Origin of the sequence: Dechloromonas sp. A34 (assembly GCF_026261605.1) — a bacterium.
Lineage (GTDB): Bacteria > Pseudomonadota > Gammaproteobacteria > Burkholderiales > Rhodocyclaceae > Azonexus.
Genome location: NZ_CP102486.1, coordinates 586,172 through 605,115, shown reverse-complemented (window position 1 = coordinate 605,115; position 18,944 = coordinate 586,172). Strand labels below are relative to the sequence as shown.

12 protein-coding genes are annotated in these 18,944 nt (G+C 65.3%); 3 read left to right on the top strand and 9 right to left on the bottom strand.

Going from position 1 to position 18,944, the window contains the following annotated elements; all coding sequences use genetic code 11:
* Positions 1-3: 3 nt before the first annotated feature.
* The 5 genes from NQE15_RS02950 to NQE15_RS02930 form a co-directional block, all read right to left on the bottom strand.
* Positions 4-1,245 (bottom strand): sensor histidine kinase, encoded by a 1,242-nt coding sequence (locus NQE15_RS02950; RefSeq protein ID WP_265946368.1) that lies wholly within the window; start codon positions 1,243-1,245, stop codon positions 4-6.
* A gap of 13 nt (positions 1,246-1,258) precedes the next feature.
* Entirely contained in the window at positions 1,259-3,217 is a 1,959-nt protein-coding gene (locus NQE15_RS02945; RefSeq protein WP_265946366.1) for a diguanylate cyclase, read from the bottom strand.
* 318 nt (positions 3,218-3,535) lie between these two features.
* Positions 3,536-6,913 (bottom strand): UvrD-helicase domain-containing protein, encoded by a 3,378-nt coding sequence (locus NQE15_RS02940; RefSeq protein ID WP_265946364.1) that lies wholly within the window; start codon positions 6,911-6,913, stop codon positions 3,536-3,538.
* Between the two features lie 28 nt (positions 6,914-6,941).
* Positions 6,942-7,820, bottom strand: a complete 879-nt coding sequence (locus NQE15_RS02935; protein WP_265946362.1) for an alpha/beta fold hydrolase — start codon at positions 7,818-7,820, stop codon at positions 6,942-6,944.
* Positions 7,821-7,894: 74 nt separating this feature from the next.
* Complete coding sequence (locus NQE15_RS02930) at positions 7,895-8,050, bottom strand: hypothetical protein (protein ID WP_265946360.1); 156 nt, start codon at positions 8,048-8,050, stop codon at positions 7,895-7,897.
* Positions 8,051-8,394: 344 nt separating this feature from the next.
* Here NQE15_RS02930 and NQE15_RS02925 point away from each other — a divergent pair, with 344 nt between their 5' ends.
* Together NQE15_RS02925 and NQE15_RS02920 are read left to right on the top strand one after the other, a co-directional pair.
* On the top strand, positions 8,395-9,246 hold the full coding sequence (locus NQE15_RS02925; protein WP_265946358.1) for a PEP-CTERM sorting domain-containing protein: 852 nt from the start codon (positions 8,395-8,397) through the stop codon (positions 9,244-9,246).
* 45 nt (positions 9,247-9,291) lie between these two features.
* A complete protein-coding gene (locus NQE15_RS02920) occupies positions 9,292-10,404 on the top strand; it encodes a tetratricopeptide repeat protein (protein ID WP_265946356.1) in 1,113 nt (370 codons plus the stop codon).
* A 36-nt stretch (positions 10,405-10,440) separates the two neighbouring features.
* Here NQE15_RS02920 and NQE15_RS02915 read toward each other — a convergent pair whose 3' ends face one another.
* The 4 genes from NQE15_RS02915 to NQE15_RS02900 form a co-directional block, all read right to left on the bottom strand.
* On the bottom strand, positions 10,441-13,113 hold the full coding sequence (locus tag NQE15_RS02915) for a PD-(D/E)XK nuclease family protein (RefSeq protein ID WP_265946354.1): 2,673 nt from the start codon (positions 13,111-13,113) through the stop codon (positions 10,441-10,443).
* A gap of 26 nt (positions 13,114-13,139) precedes the next feature.
* Positions 13,140-13,718, bottom strand: coding sequence for a ComEA family DNA-binding protein (locus tag NQE15_RS02910; protein ID WP_265946352.1), 579 nt, complete (start codon positions 13,716-13,718; stop codon positions 13,140-13,142).
* 58 nt (positions 13,719-13,776) lie between these two features.
* Positions 13,777-15,969: a patatin-like phospholipase family protein gene (locus NQE15_RS02905; RefSeq protein WP_265946350.1), complete on the bottom strand. Its 2,193-nt coding sequence runs from the start codon at positions 15,967-15,969 to the stop codon at positions 13,777-13,779.
* 67 nt (positions 15,970-16,036) lie between these two features.
* The gene (locus NQE15_RS02900; RefSeq protein ID WP_265946348.1) at positions 16,037-16,699 is read right to left on the bottom strand and encodes an OmpA family protein; all 663 of its coding nucleotides are present in this window, start codon (positions 16,697-16,699) and stop codon (positions 16,037-16,039) included.
* A 164-nt stretch (positions 16,700-16,863) separates the two neighbouring features.
* On the opposite strand from NQE15_RS02900, the gene NQE15_RS02895 reads away from it, so the two are divergent.
* Entirely contained in the window at positions 16,864-18,936 is a 2,073-nt protein-coding gene (locus NQE15_RS02895; protein WP_265946346.1) for a site-specific recombinase, read from the top strand.
* Positions 18,937-18,944 lie beyond the last annotated feature (8 nt).

Here is an 18,944-nt window from a genome sequence, read left to right as displayed (position 1 = left end):
TGACTAAGAGCGGAGCAGGCTCTGGCCGAAATCGAGGGTGATTTCGCCACCGCCGCCAGAGGCGTTACGGGCACTGACCCGCCAGCCGCTCGCCGTACACACGTGGCGCACCAGGGCCAGGCCCAGGCCGTGTACACCCCGCCGACCGACGAAGAAGCGGTCGAAAACCCGCTCCAGATCGCCTTCGGCGAAGCCCGGCCCGGTATCGCGGACGGTCAGGCGACTATCGCTCAGGCGGCAGACGACCTCGCCCGTCTCGCTGTAGCGCAGGGCGTTATCCAGGACATTGCGCAGAACCAGTTCGAAGAGCGTCGGGTCGGCGTGGAGCGTGCTGCCAGCGGGAATTTCCAGATGCAAGGCAACCGGCTTCGGCGAAATCAGCAGCAGCGACGCCCAGACCGACTCGATCATTGGTTGCAGGCGGATTTCTTCCAGTTGGGCCGGCTTGGCTTCGCGGGCCAGCAACAACAGGCTGCTGGCCAGCCGGTTGATGTGGTCTACGCTGGCCATGATGCGCCGGCCGCGCCGCACGGCCGCCTCGGGCATATCGGGCAGCGCGGCCAGCATCTCGGCATCGGTCCGGATGCCGGTCAGCGGCGTGCGCAGTTCGTGCGACAGGTTGGCTGCAAAGGCGCGTTCCTGCTCGAGCGTCAGGCGCTGGCGCTCGCGGTATTTCTCCAGGGCTTCGGCCAGGGCCAACAGTTCGCGTTCCATCCCGGCCTCGGCCAGCGGCCCCGGCGCTTCCTGCTCGACACGCCCGACCAGCCGCTCCAGGCGTCCGGTCAGCCGGCCGGCCAGCACATAGCCGGCGACCAGGGTGAGCAGGGCGAGCGCCAGCGCGGCGCTGACGGTAACCAGCATCAGGTTGTCCAGCCGCGATTCGTGATCCTCGACGTCGTAAGCCAGGATATAACGAGCCCTCTCGTCCTCGCGGACGGCGACGTGGTACTCCTTGCTGCCCAGATAGACCTCGTGGTTGCCGACCGCCAAGCCGCGGAACATCGGCGGCACCTCGTCGCCGGGTTCGCCCTGGCCGACCCGGTACAGCCACATGGCCGGCGTGCTGGGCAGCGTCGCCTCGGGCGAGCGGCGAAAGAGCGCCATGCTGTGCTCGATCTGATCGCCGAGCTGCTTCTCGATGAATTCCTCTTCCTTCTCGTGGAGCAGCAGGACCATCGACCCCGACTGCACGAGAATGACCAGCAGGACCAGCGCCGCGAGCGAGGCCGCAACGCGGAAGCGCATGCCGGGCGGTCGTTCAGGCAGCGACAAGCTTGTACCCGAGGCCATGGACAGTACGCACTTCGATGCCAGCCCCCTCACCGACCACCTTGCGCACGGTATGTAGCACGCTGCGTAGGTTGTCGCTCGACTCCTGCTCGTGGCCCCAAATGGCGATTTCCAGCTCGCGGCGGGCGAACAGGCGATTGGGATGAGGCAGCATGACGGCCAGCAGGCGGATGGCCTTGGGCGGCAATTCGAGCAACCGCCCGTCGAGCCGGATCTCCTGGGCCGAAGGGTCGTAGCTCATAGCCCCGAGGGTCAATGGCCCGTTGTCACCGCGCGTCGTATGGCGCCGCTGCAGAGCCAGCAGACGGGCCTGGACTTCTTTCAGGGCGAAGGGTTTGGCCAGGTAATCGTCGGCCCCGGCATCGAAGCCGGCCAGCTTGTCGTCGAGCGCATCCCTGGCCGTCAGCATCAGGATCGGCAGGGCATTGCCAGCGCCGCGCAACTGGCGGGCCAGGGTCGCGCCGTCGCCGTCGGGCAGATTGCGATCGAGGATCAGGGCATCGACCCCGCCCCGCTCGAGCAGGGAACGGGCAGCGGCCAGCGTGGTCGCGAAATCGCATTGATGACCGCAGCCCTCGAGGAAGTCATAGAGATTCTCGGCGATCAAGCGGTCGTCTTCGACAATCAGGATATGCATGAGCCTACTCGCCGACCACCGGCCCCCGGCCGCGACAACACGGTTGCGGCCCTGGCGCTTGGCCTCGTAAAGGGCTTCGTCGGCCCGGTTGAGGGCAATTTCAAGCGGGCAGTCGCTGGCATCGGCCAGCCCCATGCTCATGGTCACCCGCACCACCCGGCCATCGACCAGGCTGATATCGTAGTCGGCGCAGGCGACCCGGAAGCGTTCAGCCAGTTGGGCCGCCTCCTCCACAGTGCTTTCCGGAAAGACGAAAGCGAATTCCTCGCCGCCGTAACGGCACATCAGGTCCGACTGGCGCAGCGTTACCCTCATCAACCCGGCAAAATCACGGAGCACCGTGTCACCGGCGGCATGACCATAGGTATCGTTGAGTTTCTTGAAGAAATCGAGATCGGCCATACCGACCGTGACCGACCGCCGATAGCGCTGGGCGCGCTGGATCTCGACCTCGGCCAGTTGCATGAAGTGGCGGCGATTGGTCAGACCGGTCAGGCCGTCCTTGTTGGCGAGGGTTTCCAGGGCCTGGCGGGCCTCCTCGTTCTGGATCAGCGAGGCGTGCAGCTCGCCGATGGCGTCCTCGACCGCCTGGATTTCAGCCATTGCCGAGACTTTGAACTCCGGTGCCGGGCGATCGACACCGAGATTCGACAGCGCCTTGTCGATGCGTTGCAGCGGATGAATCAGATGCGCCCGCAGCAGCACCAGGAAAAGGAGCAAAAACAGGCCGACGACGAGCAGGGCCACGGTCAGCTTGACGCGGGCCAGCTGGATCGCCGCCGAGACGTCACCCAGATCGTTGGTCGCCAGATTGATGCCCTGGATCGAGACATCGTCGACCAGCAGGCCGAGGCGGGCCGCCAGACGCTGCCACTCATCGAAACTGGCGGCGAAGATTTTGTCGTCGCTGGCCGACTGGCGCACGACCTCGGCCAGGAAGCGCTCGGTCTGGCGTGCCACCTCCGCCGCCTCATGATGCTCGAGAATGCTCGGATGGCTGGCCACCAGGGTGACTATGAACATCGATTGCTGGCGCGCCTGCGGATTGATCGCTGCGAAGACCCGTTCGCCTTCCTGGCGCAGTTGTTCCAGATTGCGCGCCAGGCGCTGGAAACGGATGATTTCGGGCACCGTCTGTTCCTGCAGGCGTGCCGTCGCATCGACCACGCGCTGCTGGTCGAGGGCGATCAAGGCGACCAGCGCCCCGAAACTGAGCACGAAGACCACCGCCAGCAGGGCGAAGGCATGGCCGGCCCGAATGCCCTTGAAACCGTTCAATGATCCCATCATGCCTCGCCGCCCTCAGTCCAGGCTAAACGGAAAATGCCGCCGGACGAGGTGGCAGGAGCCGTCGCCCCGAAGCGCACCGAGCGCCAGGGCCGAAGCAAGGAAAACGAAGAACGGAAGGAGAAGCCGCTGCAGGCTTTGCATCAATTGACCCGGAAAGGCAGAAACTTGGAGTTGATGTGATCATACGTCCCATTGCGCTTGATCCGGTCGAGGGCGGCATCAATTTGTCTTTCCCCCAGGTCGGCGCGTTCTCGCGCACCGCCATGCGCAGCGCCCGATCATTGACCGCAGCGGTCGCAAAGTTTGCCGGAACACTGCTCATCGCCCCTCCGCAGCGGCCAGTTCGAGCAGCCGGCCTTGCAGCGGGAAATAGATGGCCAGACGCAGCGGCAGGGGATCGTCCCGGAACAGGCTGGCATAACGCGCCAGCTGCGGCCGGTAGCTTTCGGCCCGCCGGGCGAGCTCGGTTTCCGGCAGGCGCACGGTCTTGTAATCGATGATCCAGCGGCAACCGTCGGCCACGAAGGTACGATCGATCACGTGATTGAGCGCAAGATCGCCGTCGCGGCTGCTCCAGGCCTGCTCGGCCCCGGCCTGCGGATGATCGGCCAGCACCCAGCGTCCGGATTCGGCGGCCAGCGCGGTGCGTACCGCCGCCACCGCCTCCGCCGCCCCGCTCTCGGCCTCGCTTGCGCCATGGCCCTGAGCCAGCAGCCAGCGCCGCCAAGGCGCCAGCAAACCCGCCACCCGCTCGCCCGGCCACTCGGCCAGGCCTTGTTTGGCGATCAGCTCCAGGCAGCGGTGCACCAGCGTGCCGACCGAGGCTTCCAGAGCCAGGCCACTTTCCTCGGCAGCGAGGTCGAGGGCATTGTCGGCCGGCCGCAAATCGGCCGGAAGCTTCGCCAAGGCATCCGCAACACCGACCTGACGCAGCCGCAGCAGCGGCGGCACGAAGGTCGCCGGATCGATGCCGGCCGTACGAACGGACGAATCTACCGTTTCACCCAGCGCCGCCGCAAAGACCGGCCGTGCCACGCCTGGCCAGAGGAGTTTCAACAGCGTGCCGTTGGCCGGCGCCTTCAGGCCATCGTCCTTGTTGGTATCGGGGGTGGCGACGCCGACCAGGTGCAGGCGGCGAATGGCGCGGGTGGCGGCGACGTAAAGCAGACGCTCATCTTCATGGCCGCTGCGCTCGCCTTCGAGCTTTTTCAGGTAGTCGTAGGCGCTGGCCTCGCCGTTAGCAGCCCCCTTGGCCTTGATCGGCGCGACCAGCAGGTGTTCCTCGCCGTCGGCGCCGGCCACCTCGTCCCAGAGCAGCAGGCTGCTCTCGTTGCCGCCGGTGGCGCGGTGCAGGCCGGGCAGGATCACGGTTTCGAACTCCAGGCCCTTGGACTTGTGGACGGTCATCATCTGCACGCTGCCGCCCTGTGGGTCGGGTGGCGCGTAGAGTTGGGCGGCCTGGGCGGCCAGGGTGTCGGCGCTCAGGTTGCGGGCGGCGGCCAGTTGGTCGACGACATGGAAGAAAGCCTCGACATCGGCTAGCGCCTCCGGCGCCTCCAGGCAGCGCGGGCCGCCGAGCAGCAGCCAGACGCCTTCCAGCCAGCGCCGCGGGTGCTGCCGGCCGCGCTCTGCGAAGGCTTGGCCGACGACGGCGCGGACATGCTTGAGCCGCACCTGGCCGTCGGCGGACAGCCGGGCGAGGCGGGCCTCGTCCTGCATCAGTTGCCAGATGGTCGATTTCTTGTCGTCAGCGGCCAGGGCATGCAGGTCGGCCAGGGTCAGGCCGCACCACGGGGCGCGCAAGAGGGCCAGCCAGTGCACGCGGTCGGCTCGGTGATGCAGGGCGCGGAACAGGATCAGCAGATCCTGGACATGCTGGCGGCCGTCCAGGCCTTCGATATCGACCGCCTGGAAACGCAGGCCGGGCGCGCTGCGGCGGATTTCGGCGACCAGTGCGTCGAGATGGCTGCGGGCGCGGACGAGCACGGCGATGCGCTCCTCCGGATAGTCGCGGCGGGCGGCGAGGATCAGGTCGAGGACGCAGCGCCCTTCGGCCTCGGCAGCGTCGCCGTCTTCGCATTCGAACAACGGATGCACGCTGACGCCGCTATCGACATGCGGCGGCCGGGTGGCGGCCGATTCGCCATAGCGCACGGCGCCTGCTTCCGGTCCATCTTCCGGCGGAAAGATACTCGGGAAAGCGCTATTGACCCAATCGACGATACCCGGAAAAGAGCGGTTGTTGCGGAACAGGCGTAAGTGGCCGAGCTTGATGTCGCCGATGCCGCGCTCGCGAACGCGCAGGAAGAGGCCGACATCGGCCTTGCGGAAGCGGTAGATCGACTGCATCGGATCGCCGACCACGAACAGCGTCCGCCCGTCATCCGGCATCCAGCCGCGGGTCAGCTTTTCGAGCAGGGCGACCTGGGTCGGGCTGGTGTCCTGGAATTCATCGACCAGCAGGTGGCGAATGCGGTAATCGAGTGCCTGGGCCAGATCGGTCGGCGCCTCGTCGTCACCCAGCGCCATGCCGGCGCGGGCGGCGCTCTCGATGAAATCGACCTCGCCGGCTTCCTGGAAGGCCAGCCAAAGCTGCCCCGCGGCGAGCCGGAGCAGGCGCGAGAAGCACTCGACGGTCGCCCACTCGGCTTCGCTGAGTTCCGGGCAAGGCAGGCCGCAGAGCACGGCGAGCCGGTCCTCGAGCCCGGCGACGCCGGCCAGATCGGCGAGCAGTTCGCCCATCGCCTCCTTTTGCGGCTTGCATTGCTTGTCGGCCGGGAAACCAATGTTCTTGTTCAAGGCCTTGCGCAGGGTGCCGGTCCCAGTCAGCAGCAAGGTGGCCAGCGCCTGCCATTGCACCAGATCGGCAATATCGGCGCTCAACGGCGCCGTCCAGTCGAGCAGCGGTTCCAGCACCTCCGGGACGTTGGCCGCCGCGAAACGAGCCAGCGGCATCAACAGCGATTGCGTACGGGCATCGAGTAGCGCCGCGACCGACGCCAGATCGCGCTCGATCAGCGCCGCGAAACCGGCCTCGACCTCGGCCTTCATGGCGCCGCTTTCGATGCGCGTCGCGTGGTGCAGCCACTGGTCGCGGCGGCCGAGCATGGCGACCAGCAGCTTTTCCAGGCGGCCGGCGTTGTTGTCCATGAAAGCCAGCGCCTCGGCCACCACCTCGGCATCGGCCGTACCGGCCTCGACCATCTCCAGCGTGCGGCGCGCCGCCGTCGCGTAGTGCGCCTCGGCGTCGTCAGTCACCCCGGGCTGGGCCCCGAAGCGGCTGAGGTAGGGCATCTGGCGGGCCAGCCCGGCGCACAGCGCATCGAGCGTCGTGATGCGCAAGCGGCCGGGATGGCCGAGCAGGCTCCAGCCGCGTTCGCGGTCATGGGCCAGCACCCGCTGCGCCAGATCGAAAGTCAGCTTCTTGTGCGCCTGCTCCGGCAACTCACCGCCAGCCGCCCGTTCCAGGCTGCCCAGGATACGGTCGCGCATCTCGGTCGCCGCCTTATTGGTGAAAGTCAGCGCCAGTACTTCTTCCGGGTGCTCGACCACGGCCAGCAGACGCAGGTAACGCTGGGTCAACAGCTCCGTCTTGCCGGCCCCGGCTGGTGCCTCGACGATGAAAGAAGCGACCTCCAGGGCGCGTGCCCGGGCGGTTTGGTCTTCTTCGAGGCGGTCGACCGCTGGCGTCATCATCAACTTTCAGAGTAAAGGGTGGCAGCGATCATTCGCCGAGAAACGCCACGATGCTGGCGAGAATTTCGTCGTCCCAGGCCCCCATGAAGGAATGCCCCATGTCGAAGACCTCCAGGCGTGCCTTGGGAATGTTGCGGGCCAGGTATTCGCCATGCGCCAGCGGCAGGCAGCTATCGTACTTGCCGTGGATGACCAGCGTCGGCGCCCGGATGAGCTTGATGCCTTCCCGCCGGTCAGGCGACATGGCCACCGCCCACGCATGGTGAAAGGCCGCGCGTTGATCCGGAGCACGACTGGCGGCCAGATGCAGCGCGGCAGTCACCTGCTCGCGGGGAAACGCCCGGCTGCCGCCGTAAGTTACGGCCCACCCGTCGAGCAGGGATTTTTCGATCTCCGCCGCAGTACGCGCGGGTTGGGCCGCCGCAGCCCGGATATAGTCCAGCAATGCCGTGCCGGGACCGGGCAGGTCGAAGCCGGCCACACTCTGCCCCATGGTCGCCGCCATATAGGGCCGCTGGTCGGCCGTGCTGGAAATCAGCACCAGCCGATCGACCAGCTCGGGATGCTCGATGGCCAGCAGTTGCGCAATGTAACCGCCCATCGACAGGCCGATTACGACTGTCTTCTGCATGCCATGAGCGCGCATCACGGCAAGCGCGTCGGCACTCAGTTCGTTCAGCCGGTAGGGCGTCGCCTGATAGTCCACCGTCGACGACAGCCCGGTATCGCGGTGATCGTAACGCACCACGAAATAACCGCGCTCGGCCAGCTGCCGGCAAAAGGCCTCAGGCCAGATGACGCCCTGATTCATCGCGCCCATGATCAGCAGGACCGGCCGATTGCCGGGCTCGCCGAAAGACTGCGACCACAGCGCCAGGCCATCCTCGGTCGTAACGATTTTCTCCATACGCTCTCCCGCCAGGCAGATATTGATTCCTGCCAACAAAAGCAGGGTAGCCAGAAATCTGGCCATCTCGGCCATCATGGCTGTTTCCGGTCCGGGCCCCGCTGCGCCTGCCGAAAACCAGCCATCGACTGCCGGCACGGCGGCGTCTTCCCGACCTGGCGCAAGCCAGTCAGCAACGCCATTTTGCGCTGAAGATCAGCCGCAACAAGATCATCCAGATAACGCTTCATGCCGACTATTTTACAGTTTGATAAAAGCAGTCGCTGAGTCATGCCGCGACCACTTTTCGTAGGGCGGTGGATTCCGGAAATGGTTTTCCCAGGCAATCGCCAGCAGTGTTTGCGCTTTCTCTTTCAGCCCTGCGGCGGCGAGTTTCTGGTCGCCTCACCAGCCTTGATGAAGAGCGCTGAGCGAAGCATCGGGTCATGCAATTAAACAGTGTGCGCCAGCGTACAGAGTCCGTCCTCGTGACACTAGACAATCAGCGCGACTCCTGAAGGAGAGGTTCCGCGAGATAGCCGGGATATCCCATCCCAAAAACATGGAAACGAGTGAGCCCAATGAAAACGCAAAAATGCATCTCAATCCTCTCAGTGACCGTGACTGGTTTGCTTATTGGAGCCTCCCAGGCCTTGGCTTCGCCTTTGCTGGATTCGGATTTGGCAAGTTTTACGGTACGCGGTGCGTCATCAGAGCGTTATATCCCCAAAAATTCCGGGAAGGGTCTGATGGCCGCTCTGACAGTGTTAAAGCAATCGCGGCTATTAACGCCTCACCTGCGAGTGCAGGAATGGCTAATCCAATGACAGGGAGTCAGCAGGGAGTAGGCGCTGCTGTCATGCAGCTGGCGCAGGCACTTCACTTGGCAGGGAATCCCGGCCTGGAGGCGTTGGCCCGCCCGTCATCAATCAATGAGTTTGCCCCAGACACTGGCAAGCCACCGCGATCGCCCACTCGCGACAACCGAGAGCTTGTCAGGAAATATCTTTGCGCCATGGCGCAGGCCAATACTCCTGGCGCGGCGTTCGACCGGGAACTTTGTGAGGACATTCCCACGCCGAACGACTTCCAGATTGTCGCCACTGGGCCTGGAATTACAGTGAATCCATCTCTGGATCAGCGCCCTCCCTCGAGCAACCAGGCTAATAGCGATCGCGAGACCGGAGAATTGATTGAGGATCTGCAGCGCGCATTGTTACTAGCCACACTCCCTGTCGACTTGGGGCCAAATTCGGACCGCGCGGGTGGCGTACCGACAGGATTGCCGATTCAGTCATCCTCGCCAGATCTTGCTACAGATTTCGCTGCTTTCCCATCTGCTCTCGTTATTGATGAACTGGCCGCGACAGTACCCGAACCCGCGACGCTGGCACTTTTGGCTCTCGGACTGGCAGGGCTAGGCGCTAAGCGGAAACGGACAGCCTGAAGATCGCAAGACCTCTGCGAAAATAAATGTAGGCGAGGAAGCAGGATGAAATTCAGCAAGCTCTGTGTCGTTTTAATGCTCCATGCCTGCTTCACCTTGCCTGCCGTCATGGCCGGCGAGGACGCTCCTCCTGAATTGCAGTCGCTCAATCAGGAAACCATCGAGCTTTACCGAACCGGGAAGTACGATCGTGGCGTTATCGTGGCGAAGCAGGCGCTGGCCCTCACCGAGCAGAACTACGGGCAAAATCATCCGGATGTAGCCAACAATCTGAATAACCTCGCAATACTCTTTCGAGCCCAGGGCAAGTACGCGCAAGCTGAGCCGCTATACAAGCGTGCCCTGGAAATCAATGAGAAGACGCTCGGTCCGGACCATCCTTTTGTCGCTGCGAACATGAACAATCTGGCCTTGCTTTACCGCACGCAAGGACGGTATGCCTTGGCTGAGCCGCTATATGAGGGGGCGCTGGCGATTAATGAAAAAGCTTTCGGTCCGGAGCACCCCGATGTCGCGAACAGCCTGAACAATCTTGCCGAGCTTGATCGAACCCGTGGCCGGCATGTTCAGGCCGAGCCCAGGTACAAGCGGGCGCTGGCGATCAATGAGAAGGCCTTCGGCCCTGACCATCCTGCAGTTGCCAATAGCTTGAACAACCTTGCCGAGCTTTATCGCAACCAAGGTTTGAATGAGCAATCGCTGCCACTCTACAAGCGGGCGCTGGTGATCTATGAAAAAGCCCTGGGTCCTGACCACCCGGCAGTCGCTACCAGTCTGAACAACCTGGCGGCGCTCTACACGGCTCAGGGCCAGTACCGGCAGGCCGAACCGCTCTACAAACGCTCGCTGGATATCCGCAAGAAGACCTACGGCCCGGATCACCCCGATGTGGCTAACAGTCTGAACAACCTCGCGGAGCTTTACCGCAACCAGGGAGAGTTCATGCAGGCAGAGCCTCTATATACCCGTGCCTTGGTAATCTACGAGAAGACTTTCGGCCCAAGCCATCCTGGACTAGCGACAATTCTGACCAACCTCGCGGCCCTTTACACCGTACAAGGCCAGCACGCGCTTGCTGAGCCGCTTTACATACGTTCGAGGGCAATACGGGAAAGATCCCTTGGAACTGATCATCTGCTGAGCCAGCAATCTGAGTAACTTTGCGCACTCCAAAGCTGTATATACAGAGATACCCTACCCGCCCGCCTGCGCCTCGGCCAACAAGCGCCGCCGCTCGGCCAGCCGCAACAGGGGCTTGACCTCGCAGTAGAGCAGCGCCTTTTCGTCGGCAAACATCACCCCGGCCTGCCCCTGCCTTACTTCTTTCGCCACCGCATGCAGACGTTCGCGCCAGTGCATGACGACGGCGATCCAGTCCGGGAATTCGGCTGGGTCGAAAATTTTCTGTTTCTCGTCGCCGACACCCTGGACGCCGGGCAGGATGTCCTTTTCGTCGGCAATGCCGGCGAAGGCCGGCTTGTCGAGCAGGACCTTGGCGAAGACGACGGCGGTCACCTCGTCGGCGACCAGCGCGGCGTAGATCGGCAGTTGCGGCTCGGTGATGCGCGCTTCGGCCCAGTTCTTGTAGTCAATGGCGGCACCGGTCTTGTAGTCGATGATGACCTGGCGGCCGTCGGCCAGCTGGTCGATGCGGTCCACCACCATCCTGACCTTGATGCCCTCGATCTCGACTTCGGCCGGCTGTTCGCAGGCGATGACCTCGAAATCGACGCCGCGCTTCGTTTCAACCGCCAGCCAGACCTCGAGCAGCTTTTCCAGGCGCGCCGCTTCGAGTTCGCGGAAGCGGGCCGGCAGCGTGACCCGGCGATCGAGCTCGAAGCTCTGCAGGGCCTTGGTCACCGCCTCGGCGATGGCCTGCCGGCGCGCCGCCTCGCCCAGCGCGGCGAGCGCCTGCGACGAATGCACGGCGGTCCAGAAGGCTTCCAGCGCTTCATGGACCAGGGTGCCGCGCGCTGCCGGGTCGAGGCCTTCGACCGGCGCCTCCATCGCCTCTGCGCCGAGCCGGAACTGGTAGTAGGCCCAGGCCGGGCAGATCGCCTGGGCGCGCAGCAGCCAGCTGCCACCAGAAACCTTCTCGCCCTCGCCGACCGGCGGGGCGGCGGCGTCGGCGAGCTGTTCGCCGGCGCTGGCCGCCTGCTGCGCCAGTTGCCGGGCAAGGCTTCCAACAGCCGCTGGTGCCTCGGCCAGCACCGGCAGTCCGCCGATCAGCGGACTCGGGCGCAAGACGCGGTTACCATCGGCCTGGGCATAGGAGAAGGTGACTTCCGGTGCAGCCAGCGATAGCCGGGCATGGACCCGCGTCGCGAAATCGAGTTCGACCTCGGCGCTGGCGTGGGCCGCCCCGGCGGCACGCAGCAGTTCGGCCGGCAACAGGGGGTTGGGGCGCGGAGCCGGCGGCCAGAGATCGTCATTCATGCCCATCACCCACAGTGCATCGAAGCCGAGACCGGCGCTTTCGAGCACGCCGAGAACCTGGATCGCCGGCCGGCCGCGGGTTTCCGGCTGAAAGATGCGCTGGCGGCAAAGCTGCGACAAGCGGCGCACTGCTTCGTTGAACGACAGGGCCCCGAGCAGGCCGTCGAAGCGGCCGAAGCTGTCGAGCACTTCGCCGAAGGCCCGGCGGGCCTGGAACTCGTGGCTGGACAACGCCCGGTCGCCGGGCCAGCCGGCGGCTTTCAGGGCCTGGCGGAAGACCGCCGACCATTCGCCGGGACACAGGCTTTTTGGCAGGCTGCTCATCGCTTCAATGAAGGCTTCGAGCGCCGCCACCGTCAGCGGGCAAAGCGGCGGCTGTTCCTCGGCCAGGCGCCCGGCCAGCCGGATCAGGGCCGGCAGGGTGGTGAAATATGGCAGATCGCGGCGCAGCGCGACATCGAGCCGGGCGCGGCCATCGGCTTCCGCCTCGGCGGCAGCCCAGCCGCCGGCCAGCAAAAGCTCGGAGAGGCGGCCCTGCTCGACCTTGGCGCGCCCGCTGCCGAGGGCCAGCAGGTCGAGGGCGACGCGGATCAGCGGCAGGTCGGCCAGGCCGCGGCCCAGCGAAAAGTTGAAGCAGCGCGGCACCTCGGCCGCATCGGGGCGGAGCAGGGCCGGGTGCAGGGCGTCGTCGAGGCCGAATTCCAGGCGGTCGCGCACGCCCGCCAGGTCGGGCGCGACGATGCCGAGCCGGGCCGCCGGATTGGCCGCGAGATGGGCCTTGGCCCAGGCGGCGACGGCGGCGCATTCGGCTTCGCTGTCGGCGCAGGGCAGGACGTAGCGGGCAGCGGCGTCGACGATCCGGTTCGGCCGCTGGTCGACCTCGATGCCCCGTGCCGTCAAGGCAGCGATCAGCCCCTGCTCGAGCGGCGTCAGGCGATCGAAGCCGGCGAAGATGATCGTCGCCGGCAAGGCGAAATGGCCGGCCGCGATCAGGCCGACAAGCTGCCGGTGCAGGCCGGCCTGGTCGACCCAGCCGCCGGCCCGGCAGCGTTTCTCGAATTCGGCCTGCCAGCCGAGGAAGAGTTGGGCCTCGTCGGACAGCTGGCTACCGCCCGGCCGAATATTCCAGATGCCGGCCAGCGCGTGCGCCTCGGCCGCCGAAGCCGCCATGCCTTGAATGTCGAAGAGCGGCGCCGCCTCGGTCAGCGAACCGGCGATCACCTTTTCCCAAAGCAGGCGTTCGGCAAAGGGGTCGAGCGCCGCCGGCAGATCGGCGATGCCGGTGAGCAAGGCTTCGTCAGCCAGTGCCGCCAGCCACTGGCCCAGAGTCAGCGCCAGCCGGGTCCGCCAGACCGTCTGGCCGGCGGGGATCTCGCCGCGCAGCATCTGGGCGAGGCGGGTGGTGGCGCAGAGAAACAGGTGATCGCTCACGGCCGCTCCGATACTGCCGCCTTGCCTCAGTTGGCCGCTGCCGGCTGGGCCGGGCGGGCCGGGGCGGCGGGACGGGCGGGAGCCGCCGGTTTGGCGATCGGCGCTGACGGCGCCGCCGCTCTGGCTTCGGCCGGGGCCTTCCCGGGCAGCGCCGGCCTGGCCGGAGCAGGCGCAGACAAAGCAGATTTGTCTGCCGGCACTGCGACCGGAGCCGGCGGCTTCACGCCCGAAGCCGCACCGGGCACTGCGGGACGAGCCGGGGCAACGGGTTTGGTCGGAGCGACCACTGGCGGCGCCACTTCGGCGCTCTTCCGGCCGGGAGCCGGAATCGCCGACGGAGCACGGGGCACGGCGCCGACGGTGACGTCGGCGCGCAGACTATCCACGACCTTTTGGCCGAAGCCTTTGACGTTATTCAGGTCATCGACCGATTTGAACGGCCCATTTTTCTTCCGGTACTCCACAATTGCCTTGGCCTTGGTCGGGCCAACGCCTTTCAAGCCATCCAGTTCGTCCTGGCTGGCGGTATTGATATTGACCTGGGCCAGCGCCGTGCCCATCCACAGCAGGCAGACCGCAAAAAACATCAGGAAGCGTGATTGCATGGCGTTCTCCGCTGGAAGTGATGCACCAGTATGCCACCCGCCAGCGCCAGCCGCTGCCTCACGGGATGCCGATCGACAGGAAGAGGTTGCTGACGCCGCTGGTCGAGTAGCCGAAACCGAGATAAGTCGGTCCGAACGGCGTCTCGCCGCCGATATAGAGTGCCGTCGAATCGAGCACGCCATTGCGTTGGGTCTCGGTGTAGCGCGTGCTGACCTGGGCCGCCTCCAGCGCCAGCCCGAGGCGCATGTCGCCGCGCAGGCCGAGCGGCAGCCGGCCGATGATCTGCTCGGTGCGCAGCCCGGCATAGCGGATGTCGTCGCCGATCAGCTGATTCTGGGCGAAGGCCGTCATGTTGAGGAACCCGCCCAGGGTGCCGGCATCGTAGACCGGCAGCACACCACGCGGCGAGCCGGTGTAGTGCAGCCGGGCATTGAAGACGGTGCCGCCGAGCGCGAAGGCGGCGAGCAAATCGACATCGGCCCGCGAGTAATCGAGGCGCGGCGAATCGAAGTAGGAAAGCTGCACGCCCCAGCCCCGGGTCGGAAAATACATGCGGTCGAACTGATCGAAATCGAGCGCGGCTTTCCAGCCGCCGAACTTCTGGTCGGCCTTGGGCAGCGACGGGTCGCCGATATCGAGTTCGAAGAAGCGATGGCGTTCGACCCAGCCCAGGCGCAGCGGCCCGAGCAGCCCGATATTGCTGCCGACGAAAACGCCGGCACCGGTTTCGGTGACCTTGTACTGGGCGATGCGGCGATCGTTTTCGAAGACATTCAGGCGGGTCTGCTCGACGCCGGTCGTGCCTTCGACGAAGAAGCGCTGGGACGTATCGAGCGGCTGGTAAAGATTGAGGCCGAGGCGGTTGGTCGAACCGACATCGCCGGTGACCAGCAGTTCACCGCCCAGGCTGTTCAGCCAGGTCTTGTGGTAACCAAGGCGCAGGCCGAATGAGGAGCCCTGGCTGTTGTCGGCGTAGAGATTGACGGCAAAGCGCAGGTAGTCCGGCCCCCAGGCCTTTTCGACCGGCATGACGCGCAGGATGTTGCGCTCGCGCTGGCGAAGTACGGTGTAATCGACGCTTTCGTAATAGCCGTCGCCATACATGCGCAGCAGGTCGCGATTGATGTTGCTCGGCCGGATGGTCTGCCCCGGTTCGACATGCAGGTGCCGCTCGACGACGGCCGGATTGACCCGCCCCAGCCCGACGATCTCGACTGCATCGATACGCGGCGAGACGCGGCTGGTGACGACGATGCCCTTCCACCAGGCGGCGTAGGCCGGTTCGTCGACTGCCAGGCGGGCCAGTTGAGCGCCCAGCGCTTCGGCCGCCACCCGGCCGCGGTCGGCGGTCTCGCCATGGCGGGCGAAATCGCCGGCGCCGATGGCGTCGAGTTCGGGCTTGATGTAGATGTCGTCGGGCTTCAAGGTCGCCAGCGAGCGGGTGACGTTCTGCTCGGTCAGAATATTGACCATCTGCGCCGACACGGTGAGCAGCGAACCGACCTCTTCCGGCTTGAGCAGCGGCGAGCCGACATTGACGGCGATCACCACGTCGGCCCGGCAACGCTCGCGCACCTCGCCGATCGGCAGGTTGTCGACCAGGCCGCCATCGACCAGCTTGCGCCCCTGATGATCGACCGGTGCGATCAGCCCGGGTACCGACATGCTGGCGCGCATCGCGGTGGTCAACGGGCCGTCGCGAAAGACCACCTTGTCGCCGGAACCGATGTCGGTGGCGATGATCGACAGGGGCAGCGGCAAGTCCTCGATGTTGCGCTCGCCCTGGTTGGCCCGCACCAGCTGATTGAAGAAGAGCTTGATCTTCTGCCCGGCGACCACCGCCGACTGGTACTTCACGCCATCGGTGCCGACCCCGCTTTCCGAGCCCGGCAGGAAACGGCGGGAGATGGTCTTGTTGCGATAGTTCATCTCCGAGTATTCGGGATTGTCGATGAACATGTCGTTCCAGTCTGCCTGGGCCAGATTCTGGCGCATCACGGCCGGACTCATGCCGGCCGCGAATGAACCAGCGACCAGCGCCCCCATGCTGGTCCCCGCCACACAATCGACCGGGATGCGCAGTTTCTCGAGCACCTCGAGCACGCCGATATGAGCCGCCCCGCGCGCCCCGCCACCGCCGAGCACCAGGCCGATACGCGGCCGCCGGATTTCTTCGGCCGCCTGCACGGCAGGAACGACGGCCAGCGCAGCCAGAATCAGGGCACCAAACAGACGGACGTTATTGAGCATGGGGTGAATCCGGTAGTCACAAAAAAAGCCCTGCCGAAGCAGGGCTTTTCATTGAAGCGTCGGCGGCTTACTTGGTGCCGATGACTTCGATGTCGACGCGGCGATCCGGCTGCAGGCAGTCGATCAGGGCCTTGGTCTTGGCCGTGCCCTTGCACTTGTTGCCGGTTACCGGCTGCTTCTCGCCCTTGCCTTCGGTGTAGACGCGGTTGGCTTCGATACCCTTGGCAACCAGGTATTCCTTGACTGCGGCAGCGCGCTTCTCGGACAGCTTCTGGTTGTAGGCGTCGCCACCGATGCGGTCGGTGTGGCCGACAGCGAGGATGACTTCGAGCTTGATGGCCTTGGCCTTGGAAACCAGCTCGTCGAGCTTGGCCTTGCCTTCCGGACGCAGGACAGCCTTGTTGAAGTCGAACAGCGCGTCAGCAGCGACGGTGATCTTCTCGCCAGTCGGCTTCGGGCCGATCGCGGCAGGAGCGCCAGTCGTCGAGGCACCCTTGGCTTCGCAGGCTTCCTTCGGCAGCAGGTCCTTGTCGCATTCGCAGCCAGCGGGGTCCTTGGCGGCGGCAGCCGGGGTCCAGTAGCCGGTACGCCAGCACAGACCGAAGCCGCTCTTGGCGACGACGTCGCGCTGGTCAATCACATAAACGCGTTCTTGAGCTTGTGCAACGGTAGCACCAAAGCCGATACCGGCCAGCAGTGCCAGAAGCAGAGATTTCTTGGCGATGTTCATAATTGGCGGGTCCCTGTCAAAAATGTAAGTGGTTTATTGTACGGCGAAACGCAACTATTCTATTACGAATAGTCAATATTCAACCACACGCCATATACAGTGCGGCACGGCGTTCCGGCAGCCGGTCAATTACCATTGCGGCAGAAACATAGGCAAAGGTTGCAATGACAAATACAAGAATCGCCAGGGTCTTCCACTGGCTGCTCGGCAAGCCGGCCCCCGATGAAGTACAGATTGATGCCGCACTGGCCGCCTTCACCGATCCGGATGCCGACGCCCTCGAACTGATCCGCCATCTGGTCGGCGTTCTGCGCCCGCAGGACCGGCGCGAGAACGGGGCCAGCGAGCGCTATGCCGCCATGCTTTCCCGCCTCGAATACGACTCCGCCCTGTGCGCTGCCTTTCGCGGCCATGTCGTGCATTTTCTCGCCACCCGGCGCCTGCTTACCTTCTTTACTGACAGCGGTATTCTGCCCGGCACCGGCTTCTTCTCGGAATGGTGGCGCATCCTGGGCAATCGCCTGCTGCCCGAGGCCCCGGACGAACGCCGGCTGAAAGACTGCCTGCATGTCATCTACGACCGCAGCGACGACTGGCGCTGGCTGGAAGCGATTCCGGCCGGGCATTCGCAACGTTTCTGGGCCCTGATTGCCCCGGCCGACGCCTTGCGCAGCATCGACTGGCGCAGCATCCAGGAACAGATTCTCGACTCCGTGCTGCTCCTCGCCCACCGCGTCAGCGGCCTCGGCGTCGAGGGCGAACTGATGCGCGCCGCGCCCGACTTCGACGACCACACCCCACGCTTCATCTCGCTGTCCGCCGAAGCCCTGGATTTCGTCAATGCCTTCCGGGCGACGCTCGACGACGCTGGACAAGAGGCTGACGACGGCAGCCAGTTGCTGGTCATCGCCGACCAGTGCCGCGATACCCTGCAACGCATCCGCAAGCGGGCCCTGACCGTCGGCACCAGCCTCCATCTGACTTATATCCTGACGCGCAGCGAACAGAGCCTGGAACGCCTGCACGAACTGGTCGCCATCCTGACTGCCGGCCAGCAAGCAGCCACCCGCGCCGAAGCGCTCGCCGCCTGGGCCGAGTTCGCCCGCGCCGCCTTTCTCGCCGAAAATCGCCGCAACAGCCTGCGTTTCTACATGGCGCAACTCTCCCGCCTGCTTGCCGTGCGCGTCACCGAAAACGCCGCCCGCTCCGGCGAACATTACATCTGTGACACGCCCGACCAATACCGCGGCATGTGGCGCTCGGCAGCGGGCGCCGGGGTGTTGATCGCCGGCATGGCCCTGCTCAAGATTTTCGTTGGCGGGCTGCACGCCCCGCTCTTCGTCGAGGCCTTCCTGTTCAGCATGATCTACGGCCTGGGCTTCGTCACCATCTACCTGCTCGGCATGACGGTCGCCACCAAGCAGCCGGCAATGACGGCGCAGACGCTGGCCGGCCTGCTCGGCGACCTGAAGCCGACGCGTGGCGCCGATCTTGAACGCATGGTCGACGTCATCGCCGCGGTCAGCCGCAGCCAGCTGGCGGCGATCGGCGGCAACGTCATGGTCGCCCTGCCGGTCGCCCTCGCCGTCGGCTTCGGTCTCAGTCAGTTGTTCGGCACCCCGCTCATTGCCCCCGAGAAAGGCGTCCGTCTGCTGGCCGACCTCGACGTAGTCGGCTGGGCACTGCCTCATGCCGCCATCGCCGGTTTCTACCTCTTCCTCTCCGGCCTGATCAGCGGCTATTTCGACAACCGGGCGGCCTATGCCGAGATTGGGCCGCGCCTCGGCCGTCTGCCCTGGTTACAGCGCCTGGCCGGCAAGGAAGGCGCCGGACGGGTCGGCACCTACATTCAGGACCGGCTGGGCGGCATCATGGGCAATTTCCTGTTCGGCTGCATGCTCGGCTCGACCGGCGTCATCGGCATCATCCTCGGCCTGCCGCTCGATATCCGGCACATCGCCTTCGCCTCGGCCAACCTCGGTTACGCGGTCAACGGCTTCCAGTTTGCCCTGCCGCTCACGGCCATCCTCTGGGGGGCGCTGGGCATCGCCCTGATCGGCCTGACCAATCTCGCTGTCAGCTTCTGGCTGGCCATGCGCACCGCCCTCAAGGCCCGCAACATCCAGTTCGAACACTGGGGACCGCTGCTCAAGGCCATCGGCCAGCGCCTCCGCCGGCAGCCGCGCAGCTTCCTGCTGCCGCCGCGCCCGGCGGCGAAAGCCGAGACCGGCGGGTAGAATTCCGG